Below are 21,470 nucleotides of genomic sequence, written 5' to 3'. Positions count from 1 at the left end.
AAAATCCCTGGGTGTCGCTGATGGAATTCACCGCTGACGACCTTCAGCGGTGCGGATCGCGGGCGCGGCTAGAGGTACTCGACGTTACCGTCGACGCTGATCGCCTGGCCGGTGATATTGCGAGCCGCCGGCGAGCAGAGAAACAGCGCCATGGCGGCCACGTCCTCGGCGCTGACCATGCGCTTGAGGGAGATCTTGTTCAGGTACTCCTGGCGCATTTCGGCCACAGGCACCCCGGTCTGTTCGGCCCGGGCCTGAATCACCGCGTCCATGCGCGGGCCCTGGACTATCCCCGGCAACAGCGCATTGACCCGGATATCGCTGGCCCCAAGCTCGGCCGCCAGAGACTTCATCAACCCGACAATGGCCCACTTGGTGGCCGCATACGGCGTACGCCAGGCATATCCCAGGCGCCCGGCCACCGAGGCGATGTGCAGCAGATGGGCGTTGTCCGAAACCTTGAGCAACGGCACTGCGTGGTGGGCAAAACGGTACTGCGCGGTCAGGTTGATATCGATGGTGCGCTGCCAGTCGGCGTCGCTGACGGCATCGATGCCGGCCGTGGGCCCGGCAATACCAGCGTTGTTGACCAGCACATCAAGCCCGCCGAAGCGCTCCACCTGAAGCTCGAACAGCGCTTGGATCTGTGCCGGATCAGCGACATCGGTGCGGGTCGCCAGCGCCTCGGGGTAGCGATCCCGGAACGCCGCCAGGGCCGCCTCACTGACATCGCAGACGTGCACCTGGGCGCCAGCTTCGAGATAGGCCCTGGCCAGCACTTCACCGATGCCCGCCGCGCCGCCGGAAATCATCACCCGCAAGCCTGGGTAAGGCTGTAAACGCTGCAAGATGCTCATGCCCGACCTCCTTTGAGCGCCGCCGCACCAGGCTTCTTGGCCAACAGCCGGCCCAGGGAGTCTGCCGCTTGCATGATGTCGTCGGTGACGGCCGCTCGCACTCCCGGACCATCGCCGGTGGCCAGGGCTTCGACGATGCGATTGTGGGCTTCCATGGAACGTTGCAGGTGGGCCTGGTCCGGCGCCACCAGGGCAAAACACGGCCCCATGTGCAGCCAGAAGTTCTCCACCGCGGCCATGGTCAGCTCGGCTCGGGCCACGGCATAGATACGTCGGTGAAAGGCGAAGTTGGTCCATAGGTAACGGGACACATCCACCTCATCGGCAGCCTTCTGCATCTGCCGGCACAGATCGGTGATCTCCTGCAGATCGCCCTCTTGCAGATGCTGCAGGGCCTTTTCCGCCAGCAGCCCTTCCAGGGCCACCCGTGCATCACGGATCTCCCGCAGACGCTCCAGCGTCATCATTCGCACTCGCAGGCGGGAAGTTTCCGTGACCTCAAAGGCATTTTCCGCGCTCAGGCGCTGCAGCGCTTCGCGCACCGGCATGGGGCTGGAACCCAGGGCTTCGGCCAGGCCACGAATGGTCAACTTCTGGCCGGGCTGAAAACGCCCACTCATCAAGGCTTCGCGAATCTGCCGGTACACCTGCTCCTGCAAGGTATCGCGAGAAACCTGACGCAACGTGGGAAGGGGGATTGGGCCTTGGGATATAGGACCTTCAGACATGGCATCTACCTGTGTTGTGGTTCTTGTGCTCGACAATATGTGATCACAAATCAAATATGTCAAATATCAGGATTTGATCCACAGCCCGTCATGAAGGGCAAATTCATCACTAAAATATTTCATGAATTCCGCACTGCGGAACAATATTCCGTATTGACCACACTATTCATTGATGACAGGATTATTTTCGCCAAGTGATTCAAATAGCGGAATAAAGCTATCCGTGACTGGGATGTTCTGCTGGTCACCCTCAACGCCATACCGCGCCCACCGACCTCTCGCTGCCCTTCACCCCGGAGACTGCTGCAATGAGTTGCGAAACAGCCCTGCCCATCGTCGAAAGCGCATTACACGGAAACATCCTGGTGCTGACCCTCAACAACCCGCCGGTCAACGCCCTGGGGGTGGAGATCCGCCGCGGACTGCTGGCGGCCATCGACAGCGCCAACGACAACCCGGCGGTCGAAGCCATACTGCTGGTCGGTGCAGGACGACACTTCTGTGGCGGCGCCGACATTCGCGAATTCGGCAAGACGCCCCAGGCGCCGGCGCTGCCGGAGGTGGTCAAGCGGATCGAGGACAGCAGCAAACCGGTGCTGGCGGCAATCCAGGGAGTGGCCCTGGGAGGAGGCCTGGAAGTCGCCCTCGCCGCCCATTACCGCCTGGCCACCGGCAGCGCCCGGCTCGGCCTGCCAGAGGTGTTGCTGGGCTTGCTTCCCGGGGCCGGCGGCACCCAGCGGCTGCCACGCCTGATCGGTGTCAAAGCGGCTCTGGAACTGATGCTCAGCGGGCGCCATCTGAGCGCCAAGGAGGCCCTGGATCTGGGTTTGGTGGACCGTCTGGGGGACAGCGATGACGCCCTGGCCGAAGGCCTGGCCTACATGCGCCAGTTGCTGGCACAGGGCGCCACTGTCCGACGCACCCGGGATGCTCAGGCCCTGAGCGAGCCAGCCGCCCAGCGCCAAGCGATAGATGCCGCCCGCCAGCAGGCCACGCAGAAATCCCGAGGCCTGCTGTCGCCGCTGCACATCATCCAGGCCGTGGAGGCGGCCCTCGATCAATCCTTCGAAGACGGCCTGCGCGAAGAACGCCGACTGTTTCTGGAGTGCCTCGACAGCCCGCAGCGTGCCGGGCTGGTGCATGCTTTTTTTGCGGAACGGGAAGTGCTCAAGGCCCCCGAGACCCGCGCGGCAGCCCCCCGGGCCATTGCCCGAGTGGGGGTGGTGGGCGGTGGCACCATGGGCGCCGGCATCGCCGTGACGGTCCTCGACGCGGGGCTGGAAGTGACCATGATCGAACGCGACCAGGACGCCCTGAATCGCGGCCGCAGCAATGTCGAGAAGGTCTACGACACCCTGATCGACAAAGGTCGCCTGACCCAGGCCGACAAAGCCGCGACCCTGGCCCGTTTCCGCGCCAGCACCGACTACCGGGATCTGGCCCAGGCCGATCTGGTGATCGAAGCCGTGTTCGAGGACATGGCGGCCAAGCTTGCGGTATTCGCCGAACTGGATCGCGTGTGCAAGGCCGGCGCCGTACTCGCCAGCAACACCTCCTACCTGGACATCAACGCCATCGCCCAGAGCGTCTCGCGACCTGCCGACGTGATCGGCCTGCACTTCTTCTCCCCGGCCAACATCATGAAGTTGCTGGAGATCGTGGTGCCAGCCAAGGTCGCGACGGAGGTCGTCGCCACGGCCTTCGAGCTGGCGAAACAGTTGCGCAAGGTGCCGGTACGCGCCGGCGTCTGTGATGGATTTATCGGCAATCGCATCCTCGCGGTCTATCGCCAGGCCGCTGACTACATGATGGAAGACGGCGCCTCGCCCTATCAGATCGACCAGGTCCTGCGCGATTTCGGCTTCCCCATGGGCCCCTTCCAGGTGGCGGACCTGGCCGGTGGTGACATCGGCTGGGCGACCCGCCAGCGCAAGGCCGCCAGCCGTGATCCCCGGGCCCGCTATGTACAGATCGCCGACCGCCTCTGCGAGCGCGGCTGGTTCGGGCAGAAAACCGGTCGCGGCTACTACCTCTATGCCCAGGGCCCGCGCAGCGCCAGCCAGGACCCGGAAGTCCTGGCGATCATCGACGCCGAGCGGGCCCGGGTCGGCATCACGCCCCGGGCCTTCAGCAACGCGGAAATCCTGCGGCGCTACATGGCGGCCATGATCAACGAGGGCGCCAACGTGGTGCATGAAGGCATCGCCCTGCGCCCCCTGGACGTGGACATCACCCTTATCCACGGCTACGGCTTTCCGCGCTATCGCGGGGGCCCGCTCAAGTACGCCGACCAGTACGGCCTGCCCCAGGTCCTGGCGGATATCCGCGAGTTTGCCGAAGAAGATCCGCTGTTCTGGACAGCCTCACCCTTGCTGGTGCAGCTGGTAGAGCGCGGCGAGAACTTTGACAGCCTCAATCACAGCCACTGACCAAGGAGCACGTCCCATGCGCGAAGCCGTCATTGTCTCCACTGCCCGCACGCCCCTGACCAAGGCCCATCGAGGTGAATTCAACATCACCCCCGGCCCCACCCTCGCCGCCTTCGCAGTACGCGCCGCGGTCGAGCGGGCCGCCATCGATCCAGGGCTGATCGAAGATGCCATCCTCGGCTGCGGCTACGGCGAAGGCACCACCGGGCGCAACGTCGCGCGCCTGGCAGTGGTCCGTGCCGGCTTGCCCATCAGCATCGCCGGCACCACGGTCAACCGCTTTTGCGCCTCCGGGCTTCAGGCCATTGCCATGGCAGCCGGACGCATCGTGGTGGACGGTGTCCCAGCGATCATCGCCGGCGGTGTGGAGAGCATTTCCCAGATCCGTGGCCGTGGCGCCAGCGACGACCCGGACCTCGACCCCTGGCTCCTGCAGCACAAGCCGGAACTGTTCCTGCCGATGATCGAAACCGCCGACATCGTCGCCGCGCGCTATGGCATCAGTCGCGAGGCCCAGGACCGCTTCTCGGTGGAGAGCCAGCGCAAGACCGAAGCGGCACAACTGGCCGGCCGCTACCGCGAGGAAATCATCCCCTGCACCACCACCATGGCGCTGACCGATAAACAGAGCGGTGTGGTCAGCCAGCTGCAGGTCACGGTGGAGGCCGACACCTGCAACCGTCGCGGCACCACTTACGAGGCCCTGGCCAAACTGCAGCCGGTGCAAGGCCCTGAGCGTTTCATCAGCGCCGGCAACGCCTCGCAACTGTCCGACGGCGCCTCGGCCTGCGTATTGATGGAGGCCCGGGAAGCGTCCCGCGCCAACCTGACCCCGTTGGGGGTGTTTCGTGGCATGGCAGTGGCTGGCTGCGAGCCCGACGAAATGGGCATCGGCCCGGTGTTCGCGGTGCCCAAGCTGTTGGCCCGGCATGGCCTCAAGGTCGAGGACATCGGCCTCTGGGAACTCAACGAAGCCTTCGCCTCCCAGGCGCTCTACTGTCAGCAGCGGCTGGGCATTGCCGACGAATGCCTGAACGTCAACGGCGGAGCCATCGCCCTGGGTCACCCGTTCGGCATGACCGGCGCGCGCCTGGCCGGCCATGTGCTGCTTGAGGGTCGCCGGCGGGGCGTGAAGTACGCCGTGGTCAGCATGTGCATCGCCGGCGGCATGGGCGCCGCTGCGCTGTTCGAAATCTATTGAGGACCTCGCCATGGACCTGAGTTTCACTCCAGAGGAAGAAGCCTTCCGCGACCAGGTGCGACGCTTTCTCGCCGAACACCTGCCCACTGGCCTGAGTGACAAGGTGGCCGCAGGCGAGCGCCTGTCCAAGGCCGACATGGAGCAATGGCATGCGCTGCTCAATGCCCGGGGCTGGCTGGCCAACCACTGGCCCCAAGCCTTTGGCGGACCGGGCTGGAGCCCCGTGGAAAAGTTCATCTTCGAACTGGAGTGCGGGCTGGCCAATGCGCCGCGCATCGTGCCCTTTGGCGTCAATATGCTGGGGCCAGTGCTGATCAAGTACGGCACCCCACAGCAGCAGGACTATTGGCTACCACGGATTCTCGACGGCCGCCACTGGTGGTGCCAGGGCTATTCGGAACCCGGTGCCGGCTCGGACCTGGCCGCAGTGAAAACCAGCGCCGTGCGCGACGGCGATCACTATGTGGTCAACGGCCAGAAGACCTGGACCACCCTGGGTCAGCACGCCAACATGATTTTCTGCCTGGTACGCACCGACCGTGAAGCCAAGCCCCAGGAAGGCATCAGCTTCCTGCTGATCGACATGGCCAGCCCCGGGGTCGAGGTACGCCCGATCATCACCCTGGAGGGCGATCACGAAATCAACGAAGTCTTCTTCACCGACGTGCGGGTGCCGGTGGCCAATCGGGTAGGCGAGGAACACAAGGGCTGGACCTGCGCCAAATACCTCTTGACCTACGAGCGCACCAATATCGCTGGGGTCGGCTTGTCCATGGCGGCGCTGCAACGGGTCAAGCAGTTGGCCGCGCAGCGCACCCGCAACGGCCAGCCACTGCTGCATGACCCGCAGTTCGCCGCCCGCCTGGCCCGGGTCGAGATCGACCTGGCCAATATGCAGACCACCAACCTGCGGGTGATCGCCGCCGTGGCCGGGGGTGGGGCTCCCGGTGCGGAAAGTTCGATGCTGAAGATCTGCGGCACGCAAATCCGTCAGGAACTGACCGCACTGCTGCGCCGGGCCATGGGCCCCGAAGCCCGGCTCATGCTGGATGACGCCAACCCCGAAGCGCTGGACGCGGGCCCCGGGTTCGCGGCCAACGCCACGGCGCAGTACTTCAACAATCGCAAGCTGTCGATTTTTGGCGGCTCCAATGAAATCCAGAAAAACATCATCTCGAAAATGATTCTCGGGCTCTGAGGGCGTGCACATGAACTTCGAACACAGCGCAGAACGGCGCATGCTCGCAGACAGCTTGAATCGTTTCATCACCCAGCAATACAACCTGGAAAAGCGCCAGCAGAGCCTGCAGTCCGAGCTGGGTTTCAACCCCGATATCTGGCGCCAGCTGGCGGACCTGGGAGTCATCGGTGCCCTGTTCAGTGAGGCCGACGGCGGCTTCGGTGGCGGCGGCTTCGACCTGGCCCTGGTCTTCGAGGCAATAGGCCGCGGACTGCTGGTGGAACCTCTGCTGGGCAGTGCGGTACTGGCCGGCGAGGCCATCGCCAGCGCCGGCAACGAAGAACAGAAAATGCACCTGGGGCCAATCATCGACGGCAGCCTGATCGCCGCCCTGGCCCATGAAGAACCCGGCAACCACTATGCAACCCACCGGGTCGCCTGCCGCGCCGAGGCGGACCCTGCCGGCTGGCGTCTGGACGGTATCAAGAGCATGGTCCTCAACGGCCGCCAGGCCGGGTTGCTGGTGGTCGCGGCACGCACGGCCGGAGCCCAGGACGATAGCCAGGGCATCTCGCTGTTCCTGGTACCGGCGGACACCCCGGGCCTGGAGATCCAGGCCTGCCCGACCCTCGATAACGGCCCCGTCGCGCAAGTGCGCCTGCACCAGGCAAAAGTGCCGGCACAGGCCTTGCTGGGCCCCTTGCATCAGGGCCACGCGATCCTCGAACGGGCCATCGGCCGCGGCCTGTTGGCGCTCTGCGCGGAAGCCCTTGGCGCCATGGAAGTGGCCAAGCTGGCGACCCTGGACTACCTGCGCACCCGGCAACAATTTGGCCGTCCTATCGGTAGCTTCCAGGCGCTGCAACATCGCATGGCAGTGTTGTTGCTGGAGATCGAGCAGGCGCGTTCTGCGGTGATCAACGCCGCTGCCGCCCTCGACGCCGACCGCCTGACCCGCGAACGCAGCCTGTCGGCGGCCAAGGTCAGCATCGGTCGCATCGGCGCCCTGGTGGCGGAGGAATGCATCCAGTTGCATGGCGGTATCGGCATGACCTGGGAACTGCCACTGGCCCATTACGCCAAGCGGCTGGTGATGATCGACCACCAGTTGGGGGACGAGGATCATCACCTGCAGCGCTACATCGCCCTCGGCCAAGCACCGACCCCATGAGTCTCTCGGGCAGACAACCACAGGCCCAGGCCCAACACGCCGCCCCCCGAGCGATGGCGACGAGCCCTGACTCTATCGTTGAACACCAACGACATGGCGAGCACGCCACCGGGGACCGAGGTCCGCACCGTGAGCTGCACCCGGGGTGGTGGCACGAAGCTCTTTATCGCCAGTGACGACCTGCTGGATGCCGAGGATTGACGACTGGTCAGCGCCAAGGGCGTATTCAGGCGTGGCCACCTGCGTCACGACAGCCACTGAGGCGGTACGGCGCAGACGGCAGATCGACCGGACCGTGATCGCCTGACGAGATAGGTGCCTGCCTGGTGCAACAGCGTTCCGAGAGGCAATCGTCGATTTCAATTCAAGCGGTTCCGGGATAACATTTTTCTCTTGTTTCCAAGAACCCGCTGTGTGGTCAACTGGCATTGCGCCCGGCACCAGCCCCTACCGGAAGACCCCATGCACGACCCGAACGACGCCCCGGAACCAGCGCCCAAAGACCGCAAGTTCGTCGAAGCCCTGGCCCGTGGCCTGGAAGTCCTGCGGGCCTTTACCCACGGTCACGCGGTACGCGGCAACCAGGACATCGCCCGCATCACCGGCCTGCCCAAACCCACGGTGTCGCGCCTGACCTACACTCTGACGCAGTTGGGCTACCTCAAGTACAACCAGGACCTGGAGAAGTACCAGCTGGATTCGGCGGTACTGGCCCTGGGTTACGCCTACTCCGCCAGCCTGCGAGTTCGCCAGTTGGGCAAACCCTTCATGGACGAGTTCTCCCGGCGCACCAACACCACAGTCAGCCTGACCTGCCGCGATCGCCTGTCGATGATTCACGTGGACAGCAGCCGCCCGCCGGAGGTCGCCAGTCTGCGCATGGAACCCGGACTGCGCCTGCCCCTGGCCACCAGCGCAGCGGGGCGGGCCTACCTGGCGGCCACGCCGAAAATCGAGCGTGACCATCTGCTGCGGGAAGTGGCGAAAAAAGTCGGAGATGAATGGCCGGCCCTGGAAAAGTCCCTGGAGGACTCCTTCCGTGAATACGAAGCCTTTGGCTTCTGCCTGTCACTGGGAGAATGGGACCGCAACGTCAATGGCGCCGGCGTGCCGCTGCGCCTGGCCGACGGCAGCATCATGGCCCTGACCTGCGGCGCCCCGAGCTTTCAGCTGTCCAGCGAAAAACTCGAAAGCTCCCTGGCCCACCAGTTGGTGATGCTGGCCCGGGACCTGGAAAGCCTCGGCGTCTGAAGCACACGCCAGGGCAGATTTTCAGCTTCTGCAACGAGCCGGGGTACATCGGGTACTCCATGAATGACCATGAAGCACCCGAGACCGGCCCCGTTATCAGCGGGGCCGTTCCATCCGTTACTCGTCACCCCACTTATCGTGACCAGCAATCACCTGGCTATTGCAGAAGGCTGCAGATTGACGAATGTCACCCAAGCCCAGGCCCGCCAGCCGAGCATCCCGGTTGCCGGTGAGTTCGCCGCTGGCGAATGTTGGGTTATCGAAGGCGACTGGCGCCGCGGTGCCAACCAATGCCTCCATACGTTCGCGAGCCTGATGCTGTGGAGTTAGGTTCCTGCCGAGTGGCTGGCGCGCCAGCTGGACCATGCGGACTAGAGCGCCCCTGCATGCAGCATCTTTTGCCCTAAAAATGCCCTGACAACTGCCACAGAAACGAAAAAGCCCCCGTAATCTTCAATGATTACGGGGGCTTAGTCTTGTTCAATAATGGCGGAGAGATAGGGATTCGAACCCTAGGTACCGGTGAAGGTACAACGGATTTCGAATCCGTCCCATTCGGCCACTCTGGCATCTCTCCAACGGCGCGCATCATAACAGCACCTTTGCCGGATGCGAAGCCCCCGAGCAAATTTTTTCCGTGCTATCAGATGCTTGCGTCGATTACAGCGGCACGCCCAGGCGCTGGGCGACTTCTTCGTAGGCTTCGATGACATCACCGAGGCCCTGGCGGAAGCGGTCCTTGTCCATCTTCTTCTTGGTGTCCTTGTCCCACAGACGGCAGCCGTCCGGGCTGAACTCGTCGCCCAGGACGATGGAGCCGTCGCTGAACACGCCGAACTCCAGCTTGAAGTCCACCAGCAGCAGGCCAGCGTCATCAAACAGCTTGCTCAGGACTTCGTTGACCTTGAGCGACAGCTCTTTCATGCGCGCCAGTTGCTCGGCGGTACCCCAACCGAACGCCACAACGTGAGATTCGTTGATGAACGGGTCGCCCTTGGCGTCGTCCTTCAGGAACAGCTCGAACGTGTAAGGATTGAGCTTCATGCCCTCTTCCACACCCAGGCGCTTGACCAGGCTGCCGGCCGCGTAGTTACGCACCACGCACTCCACCGGGATCATGTCGAGCTTCTTCACCAGGCACTCGTTGTCGCCCAGCAACTTGTCGAACTGGGTCGGCACGCCGGCAGCTTCGAGTTTCTGCATGATGAAGGCGTTGAACTTGTTGTTCACCATACCCTTGCGGTCCAACTGCTCGATGCGCTTGCCGTCGAACGCCGAGGTGTCGTTGCGAAACAGCAGGATCAAGCGGTCAGCGTCGTCGGTCTTGTAGACCGATTTGGCTTTGCCGCGGTAGAGTTCTTCACGTTTTTCCATGATGGGCTCCGCTTGCTAAGTAGGTGGGCTAGGCGATGTGGCGCCAGTCGAGCCCTGAATCTTGATCGGCCAATTGCAGCCAGTCCGGATCGCACCCGAGGGTGTCGACAAAACATTGCCGGGCCAGCTGCGGCAGGTTGTTCTTGCTGCTCAGATGAGCAAGGACCAGATGCTGCAGGTCCTGCCATCCCAATTCGGCCACCAGGCTTGCGGCCTGATGGTTGTTCAAATGCCCTTGGTCACCGCCGACCCGCTGCTTGAGAAAGTACGGGTAATAACCGCGCGCCAACAGGTCCCGGCAATGGTTGGCCTCGATCATCAAGGCATCCAGGCCACGGTAGCCTTCCAGTACGCCGGTACAGTAGGAACCCAGGTCGGTCAGCAGGCCAAAACGCCGCTGACCGTCGCTGAAGACAAACTGTGTAGGTTCCTGGGCGTCGTGGGCGACGGCAATCACGTCAATGCACAAGGTACCAATCTGCAGTTGCTCGCCACCGCGGACAAAACCTGCAGCCTCCACCGGTTTGCGCATCCCGCGCAAAGTGCCCTGGCTGAGGTAGACCGGTAAATTGTAGCGCCGAGACAGCAAACCCACGCCATGCACGTGGTCGGCATGTTCGTGGGTCACCAGGATGGCGCTCAACTGCGAAGGATGAACTCCCAGGCGCAGCAGGCGCCGCTCGGTTTCCCGCAAGGAGAAACCACAATCCACCAGGATGTAAGTGTCAGCACTGGCGATCAGCGTGCCATTCCCTTGGCTACCACTGCCGAGAACGGCGAAACGCATCTGATCAGCCCAGGTTGTCCTGAATCGCGCCCAACACCTTGCGCGCCACATCGGCCGGCGCCACGGTGTTGATGTTCTTCTCGACAGTCACCTGGACGTTGTCACCCACCTTGCTCAGGCGCACCTGGTAGCGCTCGGCGCGGGCTTCGATCTCTTCCTTGGCCGGCTTGCTGCCGAACAACTTGCCGAAGAAGCCCGGCTCATCGTTCTTCTTCTCGGCTTTTTCCGCCAGGTTGATGTAGTACAGGCCCAGGCTGCGGTTGATGTCCTCAACCCGCCATTCGCCCTGTTCCAGGGCACGGCCCACGCTGGACCAGGCGCGATCGAGGTCGGCGCCCAGGTTCAGCACCGGGTTGCCGCTGCCGTCTTCGCTGAGGCTGACCCGGCTCGGGGTATCGAAATCGCGAGCAGCCAGCAGGGACACCGAACCGCCCTTCTCGGAGGTACGGCTCATGCTGGCCAGCATGTCATCCACCAGCGCGGCGTCCAGGCCGGTGTTGACCGAACGGTTGGTGAACTCCACCTCGGCGGTGCTGCCGGCGGGACGCTCGGCACTGACCACGTAGACTTCACTGGTATTGCGCTGCACACCCGGTTCGATGCGCACCCGCACGCGAGTTTCGCTGTCGGCGGCGACGCCGGCGCTGCTCAGGCGCTTGGCCACGGCAGCGGAAAGCTCGTCGGAACGCTGCCAGCGGGTGCTGAACTCGCCAGTTTGCGGGCGTTGCTGATCCAGGCGAAAACCGTTGTCCTGGAAGAACTGCACTGCCACTGGCCAGACTTCGGCCGGCGGATGCTGAGCCATGACCCAACGGGAGTCGCCGCTTTTCTGCAGGGTGTAGTCGCTGGCATCGGCAATGGCCGACAGCGGCTGCGGACGAGGCACCTGGTACTCGCCCTTGACGTTGTCGTCGGCCACGTTGCGCGGGATTGGCAGCAGCGGATCCAGACGCTTGGCGGTCTGGACATCCGGCGGCAGTTGCATTGGTGCTGTTTGTTGCGCTTGCAGGTAATCACTACCCCGGTCACGGAAGTAGCCTTCCGGGCCCCAGATCCAACCGCAGCCACTGGTGCTGGAGATAATCAAGGCAAGTGCGGAAAGTCCGGCCATTCGCTTCATGCGTTGTACTTCCTCAATTAAACCAAGACGCCGGACTGGCGCATGGCCTGCCGCAGCGGTTCGTGACAGGCGGCACTGAGCCAGGTGAGCGGCAGACGGATACCGTCCGGCATCAAGCCCATTTCGTGCAGGGCCCATTTCACGGGAATAGGGTTGGATTCGATGAACAGTGTCTTGTTCAGCGGCATCAGGGTTTCGTGGATCTCGCGGGCCTTGGCGGCGTCGCCGGCCATGGCCGCGGCGCACATCTGGCTCATGGCCCGAGGCGCGACGTTGGCGGTCACCGAGATATTGCCCTTGCCGCCCAGCAGGATCAGTTCAACGGCAGTGGCGTCATCGCCGGAGTACACCAGGAAATCGTCGGGCACGCCGGCCAGGATGGCCTTGGCACGCTGCAGGTCGCCGGTGGCTTCCTTGATGCCGATGATGTTTTTCACGGAGGACAGACGGATCACGGTCTCGGCCTGCATGTCGCATGCGGTACGGCCTGGAACGTTGTAGAGGATCTGCGGGATGTCCACGGCCTCGGCAATGGCGCGGAAATGCTGGTACAGGCCTTCCTGGGTCGGCTTGTTGTAGTACGGAGTCACCAGCAGGCAGGCATCGGCGCCGGCGATCTTCGCGTTGGTGGTCAGTTCGATCGCTTCACGCGTCGAGTTGGCGCCGGTACCGGCAATCACCGGGATACGCCCTGCAACCTGGGCCACCACCCGACGAATCACTTCGATGTGCTCGTTGACATCCAGTGTGGCCGATTCACCTGTGGTGCCGACCGCCACGATGGCGTTGGTGCCCTCTTGCAGGTGGAAGTCCACCAGTTTGCTCAGGCTGTCCCAGTCGAGATTTCCCTGTGCATCCATGGGTGTGACCAGTGCCACCATACTGCCCGCAATCATGCAACCGCTCCTGCCGGAAAAAGAGAGCGGTAATGGTACTGGCGCCAAGTTCCTTGCACAAGCGAAGTCCCTTGCCGTGAGCATTCCCCTGAGCGATGGTTTTCGCTACCCTTCAGGCTTTGATCGCTACTGATAAGCATGTAAACCGGGTTATCGCCTGCCTGTTGGATCTGCAAAGCCCCATTCCCGCGTTGCCAGACTGTGTTCCGAGCGTTTCGGGGCCCGTCGCCGGCTTGTGGTTCAAGGCCCTGAAGTTCAGCTTGCAACGCTTGCCTGCTACTGGCTTGTCAAAAAGTACCGACCGCTCATCGCTTTAGGAATGCTGCATGTCCACCCCCACAGTTCGCGAACAATTCCTTGTCATCAGTGCCCTCGGCGCCAACCCCATGGAGCTGACCAACGTCCTGTGCCGCGCCAGCCATGAAAACCGTTGTGCCGTGGTGACTTCGCGTCTGACCCGACACGGCGAGTGCAGCGCCCTGGTGCTGGAGATTTCCGGCAGTTGGGACGCCCTGGCGCGCCTGGAAAGCAGCCTGCCATCCCTGGCCAAGAAGCACGCTTTCACGGTCAACGTGGTGCGCAGCGCCGCTCTGGAAAGCCGTCCCCAGGCCTTGCCTTATGTCGCCTACGTCAGCGCGGCCTACCGCTCTGACATCGTCAATGAGCTGTGCCAGTTCTTCATCGACCATCATGTCGAACTGGAAAACCTCACCTGCGATACCTACCAGGCTCCGCAGACCGGGGGCACCATGCTCAACGCCACCTTCACCGTGACCCTGCCCGCCGGCACCCAGATCAGCTGGTTGCGCGACCAGTTCCTGGATTTTGCCGATGCCATGAACCTCGATGCGCTGATCGAACCCTGGCGCCCACAGAACCCCATGTAAGGAAGCTCCCATGGCTGTTGCTATCGACCAACCCGTCGCTGATTTCCAGGCCCCTGCCACCAGCGGCCAGACCGTCAGCCTGTCCGGCCTCAAGGGCAAGCAAGTGGTGATCTACTTCTACCCCAAGGACAGCACCCCTGGCTGCACCACCGAGGGCCAGGGCTTTCGTGATCAATACGCCGCCTTCCAGGCCGCCAACACCGAGGTCTTCGGCATCTCCCGCGACAGCCTGAAGTCCCACGAGAACTTCAAGTGCAAGCAGGAGTTCCCCTTCGAGCTGATCAGCGACAAGGACGAAGCCGTCTGCCAGCTGTTCGACGTGATCAAGTTGAAGAAGCTCTATGGCAAGGAATACCTGGGCGTGGACCGCAGCACTTTCCTGATCGACAAGGACGGCGTCCTGCGCCAGGAATGGCGCGGGGTCAAGGTTCCGGGCCATGTCGACGCCGTACTGGCAGCAGCCCAGGCTCTGAACAAGGCCTGAAACCAACGGGGCGGCGGAATCAGCCGCCCCGCGTTATCTAGAGTAAAGGCGCCACCACCGGGTCCTTCCTCGGCCAGGCATCCAGCACAGCCTTGAACAGCGTGGCCAGGGGAATCGCAAAGAAAATCCCCCAGAAGCCCCACAACCCGCCAAACAGCAGCACCGCACAGATGATTGCTACCGGGTGCAGGTTCACCGCACCGGAGAACAGCAGCGGCACCAGCACGTTGCCATCCAGGGCCTGGATGATCCCGTAGACCGCCATCAGGTAGATGAACTGGTCGCTCCAGCCCCACTGGAACAGGGCGATCAGCGCCACCGGCACGGTGACCACAACCGCGCCGACATAGGGCACCACCACCGAAATCCCCACCAGCAGGGCCAGCAGGGCCGCGTAGTTCAGGCCCAGGGCGACGAAGGCGATATAAGTCACACCACCGCAAATAACGATCTCGATGACCTTGCCGCGGATGTAGTTGGCGATCTGCCGGTTCATTTCGTGGGCAACCCGAGTGATCAAGGTCCGCTCCTGAGGCAGGTAGCCGATAACCCAACGGCTGATCATCGCCCGGTCCTTGAGGAAGAAGAACACCAGGATCGGCACCAGCACCAGGTAGATCATGATGTTCACCAGCAAGGGTAGGCTGGACAGGGAGAACGTCAGCGCCCATTGACCGAACTTGCCGATCTCGCCCCGAGCCACTTCGATGGCCTGCAGCACCTGCTCGTCCGACACCAGGTGCGGATAGCGCTCGGGCAACAGCAGCAACAGTGACTGCCACTTGGCGAGCATCCCCGGCAACTCGTTGAACAGGGTGACGAACTGGTGCCAGAGCAAAGGCACCACCACCAGGATGAACACCAGCAGCAGGCCCATGAACAGAGCGAACACCAACCCCACCGCCGCCCCACCGGGCAGGCGCAGGCGCTCCAGGCTCACCACCAGCCCCTGCATCAGGTAGGCCAGGACCATGCCCGCCAGTACTGGCGCCAGCATCCCACCCAAGGTCAGCACAGCGGTAAAGGCCAGGAACAGCAGCACAGCGAGCACCACCGCTTCTTCATCCGAGAAGTAGCGCTGTATCCAGTCACGTAGCACTTTGAACATCAATGATCCTTAGATGAAAGCGGTGAGCGGCCGTCAGGCCTTTTTCAGCCAGTAACGATAGACCCCGGCCTCGTCCTCTTCGCGCAACAGGGTATGACCGGCCAGGCGAGCGAAGGTGCGGAAGTCACGCTGGGACCCGGCATCGGTGGCAATGACCTTGAGCACCGCGCCACTGGCCAGGCGATTGAGTTCCATCTTGGCCTTGAGCAGTGGCAGTGGGCAGTTCAGTCCACTGGCATCGAGCTCGGCGTCATGGGCGACAACATCGGTCATTGGCTTACTCCGATCATCAATTCAAGGCGCCTAGAATACCCTGCAAGGCAAAGCCGTCGGCAATAAAGAAGCCTGAAACCAGAGCGCTGTAGCGCCGTGATAGAGGCTCGATGAGGTAGACGTCGGAATTTACCCGAAAGCACTTTTTTATCCGCAGAGTTTTCACTGGCTTTATCTGGTCCCCGGACCAGCGGGCAGCTACAGTAGAGCCTTTGTCGAATAAGGCTTTGTGCATGAATTTATTGCGCCCTACCCTGCTGACGCTCGCTTGCCTGCTCGCCTCACCGGGCTTCGCCGACGACCTGCCGTCACTTGGTGACGCCAGTTCATCCATTGTCTCTCCACAACAGGAACACCAGCTGGGCCGTGCCTGGCTGGCGTTGCTACGCAGCCAGGTCTCGCAACTCAACGACCCGCAACTCAAGGACTATGTCGAAACCAGCGTCTACAAACTGGTGGAGACCAGCCAGGTCAACGACCGCCGCCTGGAGTTCATCCTGATCAACAGCCCGCAGCTCAACGCCTTCGCCGCCCCCGGCGGGATTGTCGGGGTCAACGGTGGCCTGTTTCTCAATGCCCAGACCGAGGGAGAGTACGCCTCGGTGATGGCTCACGAACTGGCGCACCTTTCCCAACGCCACTTTGCCCGCGGGGTTGAAGCCCAGCAGCGCATGCAGGTGCCAATGATGGCCGCCTTGCTGGCCGGGATCGTGATCGCTGCCGCCGGCGCCGGGGATGCGGGGATCGCCACCATCGCCGGCACCCAGGCCGCGGCCATCCAGGAACAGCGGCGCTTTTCCCGGCAAAACGAACAGGAAGCCGACCGCATCGGCATTCTCAATCTGGAGAAAGCCGGCTACGACCCACGCTCGATGCCCACCATGTTCGAACGTTTGATGCGCCAATACCGCTTCGATGCCAAGCCTCCGGAATTCCTCCTGACGCACCCGGTCACCGAATCGCGAATCGCCGACACCCGCAACCGCGCAGAACAGGCCAAACTCGGAGGCACCGAGGACAGCCTGCGCTATCAACTGATCCGTGCGCGGGTGCAGTTGAATTACGAAGAATCTCCAGGCCTGGCCGCCAAGCGCTTTCGCGCCCAGCTCGATGAAAACCCGAAGAACGACATTGCCCGTTACGGTCTGGCCATCGCCCAGATCAAGGGCAGCCAGTGGAACGAGGCTCGGGAAAACCTCAAGCCGCTGCTGGCCAAATCCCCCAATGATGTCACCTACAACCTGGCTCAGATCGAATTGGACATGGCCAACAACCGCCTGCCGGATGCGCAAGCTCGTGTGGAGCGGATGCTCAACCTGTACCCGGGCAACTACCCGCTGAATCAGATCCGAGTGGACCTGCTGCTCAAGCAGAACCGCCCCGCGGATGCGGAAAAGGCCCTGGAAGGCTTGCTGAAAAGCCGTCCGGACGATCCGGATGTCTGGTATCTGGTGGCGGAAACCCGCGGCCTGTCGGGCAATATCATTGGCCTGCACCAGGCCCGGGCCGAGTACTTCGCCCTGGTCGGCGACTACCGCCAAGCCATTCAGCAACTGGACTTCGCCAAACGGCGGGCCGGCAGCAACTTCCCACTGTCGTCGAGAATCGACGCTCGTCAGCGGGAGATGATGGACCAGGAGCAGATGGTCAAAGACATGATGCGCTGATGTTTCCAGGCGCCATAAAAAAGCCCGCCTCTTACGAGGCGGGCTTTTTACTGCGCGAGCACGGCGTCAGACGTATTACTCGGCCAGTTTGAAGGTAATGAAACTGGCTCGCCCCTGACGCAGTACACGCATGGACACCGAACGGTTCTTCGGCAGCGCCTTGGCGATTTCGGTGAACTCCTTGGCGGTGGTAATCGCCTGGTTGTTCAGGTGGGTGATCACGTCGCCCGGCTGCAGGCCGATCAACGCCGCTGGGCCATCCTGGACTTCCTTGATGACTACGCCACCCTTGAGGTCAAAAGCCTTTCTCTGCTCATCATTGAGCTCTACAACGGCTACGCCGAGACGGTTACTGCTGCGCTCGACGCCGGACTTGGGCAGCATGCTCAGATCCTTGTCTTCTTCAGGAATGGCGCCCACGGTGAGCTCGACATTCTTGCGCTTGCCTTCACGAATCACTTCCAGGTTGGCCTTGGCTCCGGCCTTCAGTGCCCCGACCAGATGCGGCAGGTCCGCCGACATGACAATAGGTTGACCATTGAGGCTGAGAATCACGTCCCCCACTTGCAGGCCGCCCTTGGCCGCTGGGCCTCCGTCCTGAACCTGCGCGACCAGTGCACCGGCAGGTTTTTCCAGACCAAAGGATTCTGCCAGGTCTTTATTGACCTCCTGAATCACTACGCCCAGCCAGCCACGACTGACCTTGCCACCGGTTTTCAGCTGATTGGAAACGTCCATGGCCACGTCGATAGGGATCGCGAAGGACACCCCCATGAAGCCACCGGAACGGGTGTAGATCTGCGAGTTGATGCCCACCACTTCACCCGCCAGGTTGAACAGCGGGCCACCGGAGTTACCCGGGTTGATCGGCACGTCGGTCTGAATGAAGGGAACGTAGTTTTCATTTGGAAGACTGCGACCAATGGCACTGACGATGCCCTGGGTCACGGTGTGGTCGAAACCAAATGGCGAACCGATGGCCACGACCCATTGCCCGGCTTTCAGGTCCTGGGATTTACCCAGCTTCAGCACAGGCAGGTCCTTGCCATCGATCTTCAACAGTGCCACGTCGGAACGCGGATCGGTGCCTATCAGCTTGGCTTTCAATTCACTGCGGTCGGCCAGACGCACGAGAATCTCGTCCGCATCGGCGATCACGTGATTGTTGGTGAGGATGTAGCCATCCGGGGAAATGATGAAACCCGAGCCCAGGGACTGGGCTTCACGCTGGCGGTCCCCTCGCGGAGAGCGCTGCTGGGGCATGCCACGCTCGAAGAACTCCCGCAACATTGGCGGCAGGCCTTCCAGTTCGGGCATCTGTGCCGAGTTGGAAAAACGCCGATCAGGCAGCTTCTGCGTTGTACTGATATTCACCACAGCAGGCGAAGCCTGCTCGACCAGTTGGGTGAAATCAGGCAACTCGGCTGCCTGGGCAGACACGGCCTGCCCCAGCACCAGCACGGTGGCAAGAATGGTGAAGTAAGACTTCAAGCGTGGTATCGACATACGGCTCCCGTTACGACGAGCGTGGTTAAGCGATATGGAGCAAGTCGCACCGAAAATGCAGGGGCGGTACTTTTGCTCCAGGAACGACAAATAAGGTCAGAACCGAGGGGTTCTGACCTATAAAAAAACTTTGGGGATTTTGCAAATGAAATTGCTCACCAAACATTTCATCTTCTCAATTGTGGAGTAGGCATTACCGACCTCTTACACAACCAACAAAGGATCATTGCTTGGCGGTGGCATCGGAACGCATCGACAGCGCAATACGTTCAGCAGTGCCAATGGGGATTTCCCCGACCACGGTGACCATCATTTCGCCTTCAGGCGTGGTCAAGCGACGCGATACGGCAACAGTCGGACCGAGCTGGGTGCGGGTATCGGTAACCGTCGCCCCGTTGAGTGGTTCGAGGAACACCGAGAACCGCGCCAAACCGTCGTCATACAGCAAGCTGTTGACCAGGGTCTTGGTTTGCGGATCCTTGCGGGCGGAGCTACTGGTCAGCTCGAAACCCGGAGGTAGCCAGTCGGAATGCCAGGTTTGCGCAGTCTTGATGGCCGAAGCCTTGTCGCTATCCAGGCTCACGGGTTTGCAGTCAGCCCCAGCTTGCAACTCGGCATCTTCAGGAACATCTGCAGTATCCAGACGAGTGAACTGGAAGCGCTCCAATAGTTGTCCCTTGTCGTTCAACAACAGGGATTTGAGCGGCAGGCCGGTTTCCCGATCCAGATGCAACTCAAAGCCATAACGATGTTGATCTCTGGGCGTAACCGAAACGATGACTGCCTGACGCCCAGCCACGCGTGACTTGCCGATAACGGCAAGGTCATACCAATTCTTGAGCTTTTGCGGATCCAGCGCACGGGTCGCAGAGTCCGGAGCATCGCCCAACCCTGCCATCAACGTACCGCTGACGCACTGGGTGCGACCATCGACACGCACCACCTCTTGAGCAGATCCATCGAGCTGAACCAAACGCTCACGGACCTCTCCACCCTGGACGCGATGCCAGATGTTATGGGTAGAAAAACTACCGTTACGCTCGTAAACGAAAGTGCCCTGAAAGCTTTGCTGCTGTTCCGCTTGCCCAAGACGCTGCAACCAGCCCTGGGCTTCATCGGCATGGGCTGGAACCACAAACCAGCCACTAAGCAGAAGCGAGAGTAGAGGTATGGCGCGCATGATCCTCCTTAGCGGTTTTCCAGGCTTGCCGCACGGGCATAAGGCAGTGCGCTTTCAGTGCCTTTGAGTGCAGCTTGTTGAGCATGCTGACGCAGGTAGCTTGGCAGACGCTGATCGTGCCAGCCTGGCTGCCCTTGCAATACGCCATTAGCCATGGGGCCAGTGGCTTCCGAGCTTTCATTGTAGCCGGCCAGTACAGCAGGGCCCTTAATTTGTGGAGTCGTCAGGGTAGGTTGAGCGGCTTGCTGAGCCAGTTCAACGCCTGCGATCTCATCTTGGTTGTACAGGCGCACACCGGCCAGTACCGCCACAGTCACCGATGCAGCTACCGCCAGACGGCCCAGACTGCGCCAAGGTCCACGGGACGCTTTGGCTGGTACGGCCTCATCAGCCAGAGCTGCCGAAACAGCAGCGGCGATGTCCAGACGTGGAAGCAGCAACTCCTTGTGCATAGCTGCCCGGGCGATTTGATAACGAGCCCAAGTCTCACGGGTTTCTACTTCGTCGACTGCATTCAACACCCGACGCAATTCCAGTTCGTCCGCTTCGTTATCCATCACCGCGGACAGCGATTCCTGCAGGGCTTCACGACTCATGGCGGTTCCTCTCTTGGCTGTCGCCGCTGTCTCAGGTTTCCTGCAACAACGGCTGCAGGGCTTTATCGATGGCTTCCCGAGCGCGGAAAATCCGGGAGCGCACGGTACCCACCGGACACTGCATGACGCTGGCAATGTCCTCGTAACTCAGACCATCGAATTCACGTAAAGTTAAGGCTGTACGCAAATCTTCAGGTAGTTGCTGAATGGTTCGATGGACGGTGCCTTCGATCTCATCCCGCAGCAATGCACGTTCCGGCGATTCGAGATCCTTCAGGCCATGATCGCCATCATAGAACTCCGCATCCTCAGAACTGACATCGCTATCCGGCGGCCGGCGGCCGCGTGAAACCAGATAGTTTTTCGCCGTGTTGATGGCGATACGGTACAGCCACGTATAGAACGCGCTGTCCCCCCGAAAATTACCTAGTGCACGGTAAGCCTTGATAAAGGCTTCTTGTGCGACATCCTGGGCTTCATGGGTGTCGTGCACGAAACGCACGATCAACCCGAGAATTTTGTGCTGGTATTTCAGCACGAGCAGATCGAACGCTCGCTTGTCGCCACGCTGAACGCGCTCGACCAGCTGCTGATCCTCTTCCTGGGTTAGCATGAACACTCCTCGATAAGCTCGGAGGAGGCTTGCATCACTAATCGATCAGGCTTGCAAACATAGACTCGGGCTTTTCGCAAAAGTTCTCCCCCTCCAAGCAAGTTTCCTGCGGGCTCTGATCCGGCACGCACGAAAAACGCAGCGCGGGCAAGGCCGGCTGCG

21 protein-coding genes and 1 tRNA gene are annotated in these 21,470 nt (G+C 61.8%); 8 read left to right on the top strand and 14 right to left on the bottom strand.

What is annotated here, in order from left to right:
* Window positions 1-68 precede the first annotated feature (68 nt).
* Window positions 69-857: an SDR family oxidoreductase gene (locus DWF74_RS23345; RefSeq protein WP_102861615.1), complete on the bottom strand. Its 789-nt coding sequence runs from the start codon at window positions 855-857 to the stop codon at window positions 69-71.
* Entirely contained in the window at window positions 854-1,570 is a 717-nt protein-coding gene (locus tag DWF74_RS23340; protein ID WP_102861729.1) for a GntR family transcriptional regulator, read from the bottom strand. The genes DWF74_RS23345 and DWF74_RS23340 overlap by 4 nt, the downstream gene beginning before the upstream one ends.
* Window positions 1,571-1,893: 323 nt before the next feature.
* Between DWF74_RS23340 and DWF74_RS23335 the strand changes: the two genes are divergently transcribed.
* The 5 genes from DWF74_RS23335 (at window position 1,894) to DWF74_RS23315 (ending at window position 8,817) form a co-directional block, all read left to right on the top strand.
* Window positions 1,894-4,014 carry a 3-hydroxyacyl-CoA dehydrogenase NAD-binding domain-containing protein gene (locus tag DWF74_RS23335; RefSeq protein ID WP_115581800.1) on the top strand — a complete coding sequence of 707 codons (2,121 nt, stop codon included), beginning with the start codon at window positions 1,894-1,896 and terminating at the stop codon, window positions 4,012-4,014.
* Window positions 4,015-4,030: 16 nt separating this feature from the next.
* Window positions 4,031-5,215, top strand: a complete 1,185-nt coding sequence (locus DWF74_RS23330; protein ID WP_115581799.1) for an acetyl-CoA C-acyltransferase — start codon at window positions 4,031-4,033, stop codon at window positions 5,213-5,215.
* 10 nt (window positions 5,216-5,225) lie between these two features.
* Complete coding sequence (locus DWF74_RS23325; protein WP_115581798.1) at window positions 5,226-6,413, top strand: acyl-CoA dehydrogenase family protein; 1,188 nt, start codon at window positions 5,226-5,228, stop codon at window positions 6,411-6,413.
* Between the two features lie 10 nt (window positions 6,414-6,423).
* Complete coding sequence (locus DWF74_RS23320) at window positions 6,424-7,566, top strand: acyl-CoA dehydrogenase family protein (RefSeq protein WP_115581797.1); 1,143 nt, start codon at window positions 6,424-6,426, stop codon at window positions 7,564-7,566.
* 462 nt (window positions 7,567-8,028) lie between these two features.
* Window positions 8,029-8,817: an IclR family transcriptional regulator gene (locus DWF74_RS23315; RefSeq protein ID WP_102861610.1), complete on the top strand. Its 789-nt coding sequence runs from the start codon at window positions 8,029-8,031 to the stop codon at window positions 8,815-8,817.
* 117 nt (window positions 8,818-8,934) lie between these two features.
* Here DWF74_RS23315 and DWF74_RS23310 read toward each other — a convergent pair whose 3' ends face one another.
* From DWF74_RS23310 to dapA, 6 genes are all read right to left on the bottom strand, one after another.
* A complete protein-coding gene (locus DWF74_RS23310) occupies window positions 8,935-9,117 on the bottom strand; it encodes a hypothetical protein (protein WP_115581796.1) in 183 nt (60 codons plus the stop codon).
* A 187-nt stretch (window positions 9,118-9,304) separates the two neighbouring features.
* Window positions 9,305-9,394 (bottom strand) — tRNA-Ser (locus DWF74_RS23305).
* An 83-nt stretch (window positions 9,395-9,477) separates the two neighbouring features.
* Window positions 9,478-10,191, bottom strand: coding sequence for a phosphoribosylaminoimidazolesuccinocarboxamide synthase (purC, locus tag DWF74_RS23300; protein WP_011059799.1), 714 nt, complete (start codon window positions 10,189-10,191; stop codon window positions 9,478-9,480).
* A gap of 28 nt (window positions 10,192-10,219) precedes the next feature.
* Window positions 10,220-10,978 (bottom strand): MBL fold metallo-hydrolase, encoded by a 759-nt coding sequence (locus DWF74_RS23295; RefSeq protein ID WP_102861608.1) that lies wholly within the window; start codon window positions 10,976-10,978, stop codon window positions 10,220-10,222.
* Between the two features lie 4 nt (window positions 10,979-10,982).
* Window positions 10,983-12,098, bottom strand: coding sequence for an outer membrane protein assembly factor BamC (gene bamC / locus DWF74_RS23290; RefSeq protein ID WP_115581795.1), 1,116 nt, complete (start codon window positions 12,096-12,098; stop codon window positions 10,983-10,985).
* Window positions 12,099-12,115: 17 nt separating this feature from the next.
* The gene (gene dapA, locus DWF74_RS23285) at window positions 12,116-12,994 is read right to left on the bottom strand and encodes a 4-hydroxy-tetrahydrodipicolinate synthase (RefSeq protein ID WP_102878721.1); all 879 of its coding nucleotides are present in this window, start codon (window positions 12,992-12,994) and stop codon (window positions 12,116-12,118) included.
* Between the two features lie 326 nt (window positions 12,995-13,320).
* Between dapA and DWF74_RS23280 the strand changes: the two genes are divergently transcribed.
* Window positions 13,321-13,881, top strand: coding sequence for a glycine cleavage system protein R (locus tag DWF74_RS23280; RefSeq protein ID WP_102861605.1), 561 nt, complete (start codon window positions 13,321-13,323; stop codon window positions 13,879-13,881).
* Between the two features lie 10 nt (window positions 13,882-13,891).
* Entirely contained in the window at window positions 13,892-14,365 is a 474-nt protein-coding gene (locus DWF74_RS23275) for a peroxiredoxin (RefSeq protein ID WP_102861604.1), read from the top strand.
* 37 nt (window positions 14,366-14,402) lie between these two features.
* On the opposite strand, the gene DWF74_RS23270 is transcribed toward DWF74_RS23275, so the two are convergent.
* Window positions 14,403-15,473, bottom strand: coding sequence for an AI-2E family transporter (locus DWF74_RS23270; RefSeq protein ID WP_102861603.1), 1,071 nt, complete (start codon window positions 15,471-15,473; stop codon window positions 14,403-14,405).
* 33 nt (window positions 15,474-15,506) lie between these two features.
* Complete coding sequence (locus DWF74_RS23265; RefSeq protein ID WP_011059792.1) at window positions 15,507-15,746, bottom strand: sulfurtransferase TusA family protein; 240 nt, start codon at window positions 15,744-15,746, stop codon at window positions 15,507-15,509.
* Window positions 15,747-15,979: 233 nt separating this feature from the next.
* Here DWF74_RS23265 and DWF74_RS23255 point away from each other — a divergent pair, with 233 nt between their 5' ends.
* Window positions 15,980-17,413: a M48 family metalloprotease gene (locus tag DWF74_RS23255; RefSeq protein ID WP_102861602.1), complete on the top strand. Its 1,434-nt coding sequence runs from the start codon at window positions 15,980-15,982 to the stop codon at window positions 17,411-17,413.
* A 75-nt stretch (window positions 17,414-17,488) separates the two neighbouring features.
* Here the strand turns inward: DWF74_RS23255 and DWF74_RS23250 are convergent, their stop codons facing one another.
* The 4 genes from DWF74_RS23250 to rpoE form a co-directional block, all read right to left on the bottom strand.
* Window positions 17,489-18,919, bottom strand: coding sequence for a DegQ family serine endoprotease (locus DWF74_RS23250; protein ID WP_102861601.1), 1,431 nt, complete (start codon window positions 18,917-18,919; stop codon window positions 17,489-17,491).
* 223 nt (window positions 18,920-19,142) lie between these two features.
* Window positions 19,143-20,099: a MucB/RseB C-terminal domain-containing protein gene (locus DWF74_RS23245; protein WP_102861600.1), complete on the bottom strand. Its 957-nt coding sequence runs from the start codon at window positions 20,097-20,099 to the stop codon at window positions 19,143-19,145.
* 8 nt (window positions 20,100-20,107) lie between these two features.
* On the bottom strand, window positions 20,108-20,695 hold the full coding sequence (locus DWF74_RS23240) for a sigma-E factor negative regulatory protein (RefSeq protein ID WP_115581793.1): 588 nt from the start codon (window positions 20,693-20,695) through the stop codon (window positions 20,108-20,110).
* A 31-nt stretch (window positions 20,696-20,726) separates the two neighbouring features.
* Window positions 20,727-21,308, bottom strand: a complete 582-nt coding sequence (gene rpoE / locus DWF74_RS23235; RefSeq protein ID WP_007930230.1) for an RNA polymerase sigma factor RpoE — start codon at window positions 21,306-21,308, stop codon at window positions 20,727-20,729.
* Between the last annotated feature and the right edge of the window lie 162 nt (window positions 21,309-21,470).

The organism is Pseudomonas protegens (assembly GCF_003363755.1).
Classification (GTDB): domain Bacteria; phylum Pseudomonadota; class Gammaproteobacteria; order Pseudomonadales; family Pseudomonadaceae; genus Aquipseudomonas; species Aquipseudomonas danubii.
Note: the sequence above shows the minus strand (reverse complement) of the source record. Positions and strands in the feature narration are given on the sequence as shown.

Excerpts from the sequence above, each read along its gene's own strand:
- DWF74_RS23345 (WP_102861615.1), bottom strand. The coding sequence starts at position 857 with ATGAGCATCTTGCAGCGTTTACAGCCTTACCCAGGCTTGCGGGTGATG.
- DWF74_RS23335 (WP_115581800.1), top strand. The coding sequence starts at position 1,894 with ATGAGTTGCGAAACAGCCCTGCCCATCGTCGAAAGCGCATTACACGGA.
- DWF74_RS23330 (WP_115581799.1), top strand. The coding sequence starts at position 4,031 with ATGCGCGAAGCCGTCATTGTCTCCACTGCCCGCACGCCCCTGACCAAG.
- DWF74_RS23325 (WP_115581798.1), top strand. The coding sequence starts at position 5,226 with ATGGACCTGAGTTTCACTCCAGAGGAAGAAGCCTTCCGCGACCAGGTG.
- DWF74_RS23320 (WP_115581797.1), top strand. The coding sequence starts at position 6,424 with ATGAACTTCGAACACAGCGCAGAACGGCGCATGCTCGCAGACAGCTTG.
- DWF74_RS23315 (WP_102861610.1), top strand. The coding sequence starts at position 8,029 with ATGCACGACCCGAACGACGCCCCGGAACCAGCGCCCAAAGACCGCAAG.
- DWF74_RS23310 (WP_115581796.1), bottom strand. The coding sequence starts at position 9,117 with ATGGAGGCATTGGTTGGCACCGCGGCGCCAGTCGCCTTCGATAACCCA.
- purC (WP_011059799.1), bottom strand. The coding sequence starts at position 10,191 with ATGGAAAAACGTGAAGAACTCTACCGCGGCAAAGCCAAATCGGTCTAC.
- DWF74_RS23295 (WP_102861608.1), bottom strand. The coding sequence starts at position 10,978 with ATGCGTTTCGCCGTTCTCGGCAGTGGTAGCCAAGGGAATGGCACGCTG.
- bamC (WP_115581795.1), bottom strand. The coding sequence starts at position 12,098 with ATGAAGCGAATGGCCGGACTTTCCGCACTTGCCTTGATTATCTCCAGC.
- dapA (WP_102878721.1), bottom strand. The coding sequence starts at position 12,994 with ATGATTGCGGGCAGTATGGTGGCACTGGTCACACCCATGGATGCACAG.
- DWF74_RS23280 (WP_102861605.1), top strand. The coding sequence starts at position 13,321 with ATGTCCACCCCCACAGTTCGCGAACAATTCCTTGTCATCAGTGCCCTC.
- DWF74_RS23275 (WP_102861604.1), top strand. The coding sequence starts at position 13,892 with ATGGCTGTTGCTATCGACCAACCCGTCGCTGATTTCCAGGCCCCTGCC.
- DWF74_RS23270 (WP_102861603.1), bottom strand. The coding sequence starts at position 15,473 with ATGTTCAAAGTGCTACGTGACTGGATACAGCGCTACTTCTCGGATGAA.
- DWF74_RS23265 (WP_011059792.1), bottom strand. The coding sequence starts at position 15,746 with ATGACCGATGTTGTCGCCCATGACGCCGAGCTCGATGCCAGTGGACTG.
- DWF74_RS23255 (WP_102861602.1), top strand. The coding sequence starts at position 15,980 with ATGAATTTATTGCGCCCTACCCTGCTGACGCTCGCTTGCCTGCTCGCC.
- DWF74_RS23250 (WP_102861601.1), bottom strand. The coding sequence starts at position 18,919 with ATGTCGATACCACGCTTGAAGTCTTACTTCACCATTCTTGCCACCGTG.
- DWF74_RS23245 (WP_102861600.1), bottom strand. The coding sequence starts at position 20,099 with ATGCGCGCCATACCTCTACTCTCGCTTCTGCTTAGTGGCTGGTTTGTG.
- DWF74_RS23240 (WP_115581793.1), bottom strand. The coding sequence starts at position 20,695 with ATGAGTCGTGAAGCCCTGCAGGAATCGCTGTCCGCGGTGATGGATAAC.
- rpoE (WP_007930230.1), bottom strand. The coding sequence starts at position 21,308 with ATGCTAACCCAGGAAGAGGATCAGCAGCTGGTCGAGCGCGTTCAGCGT.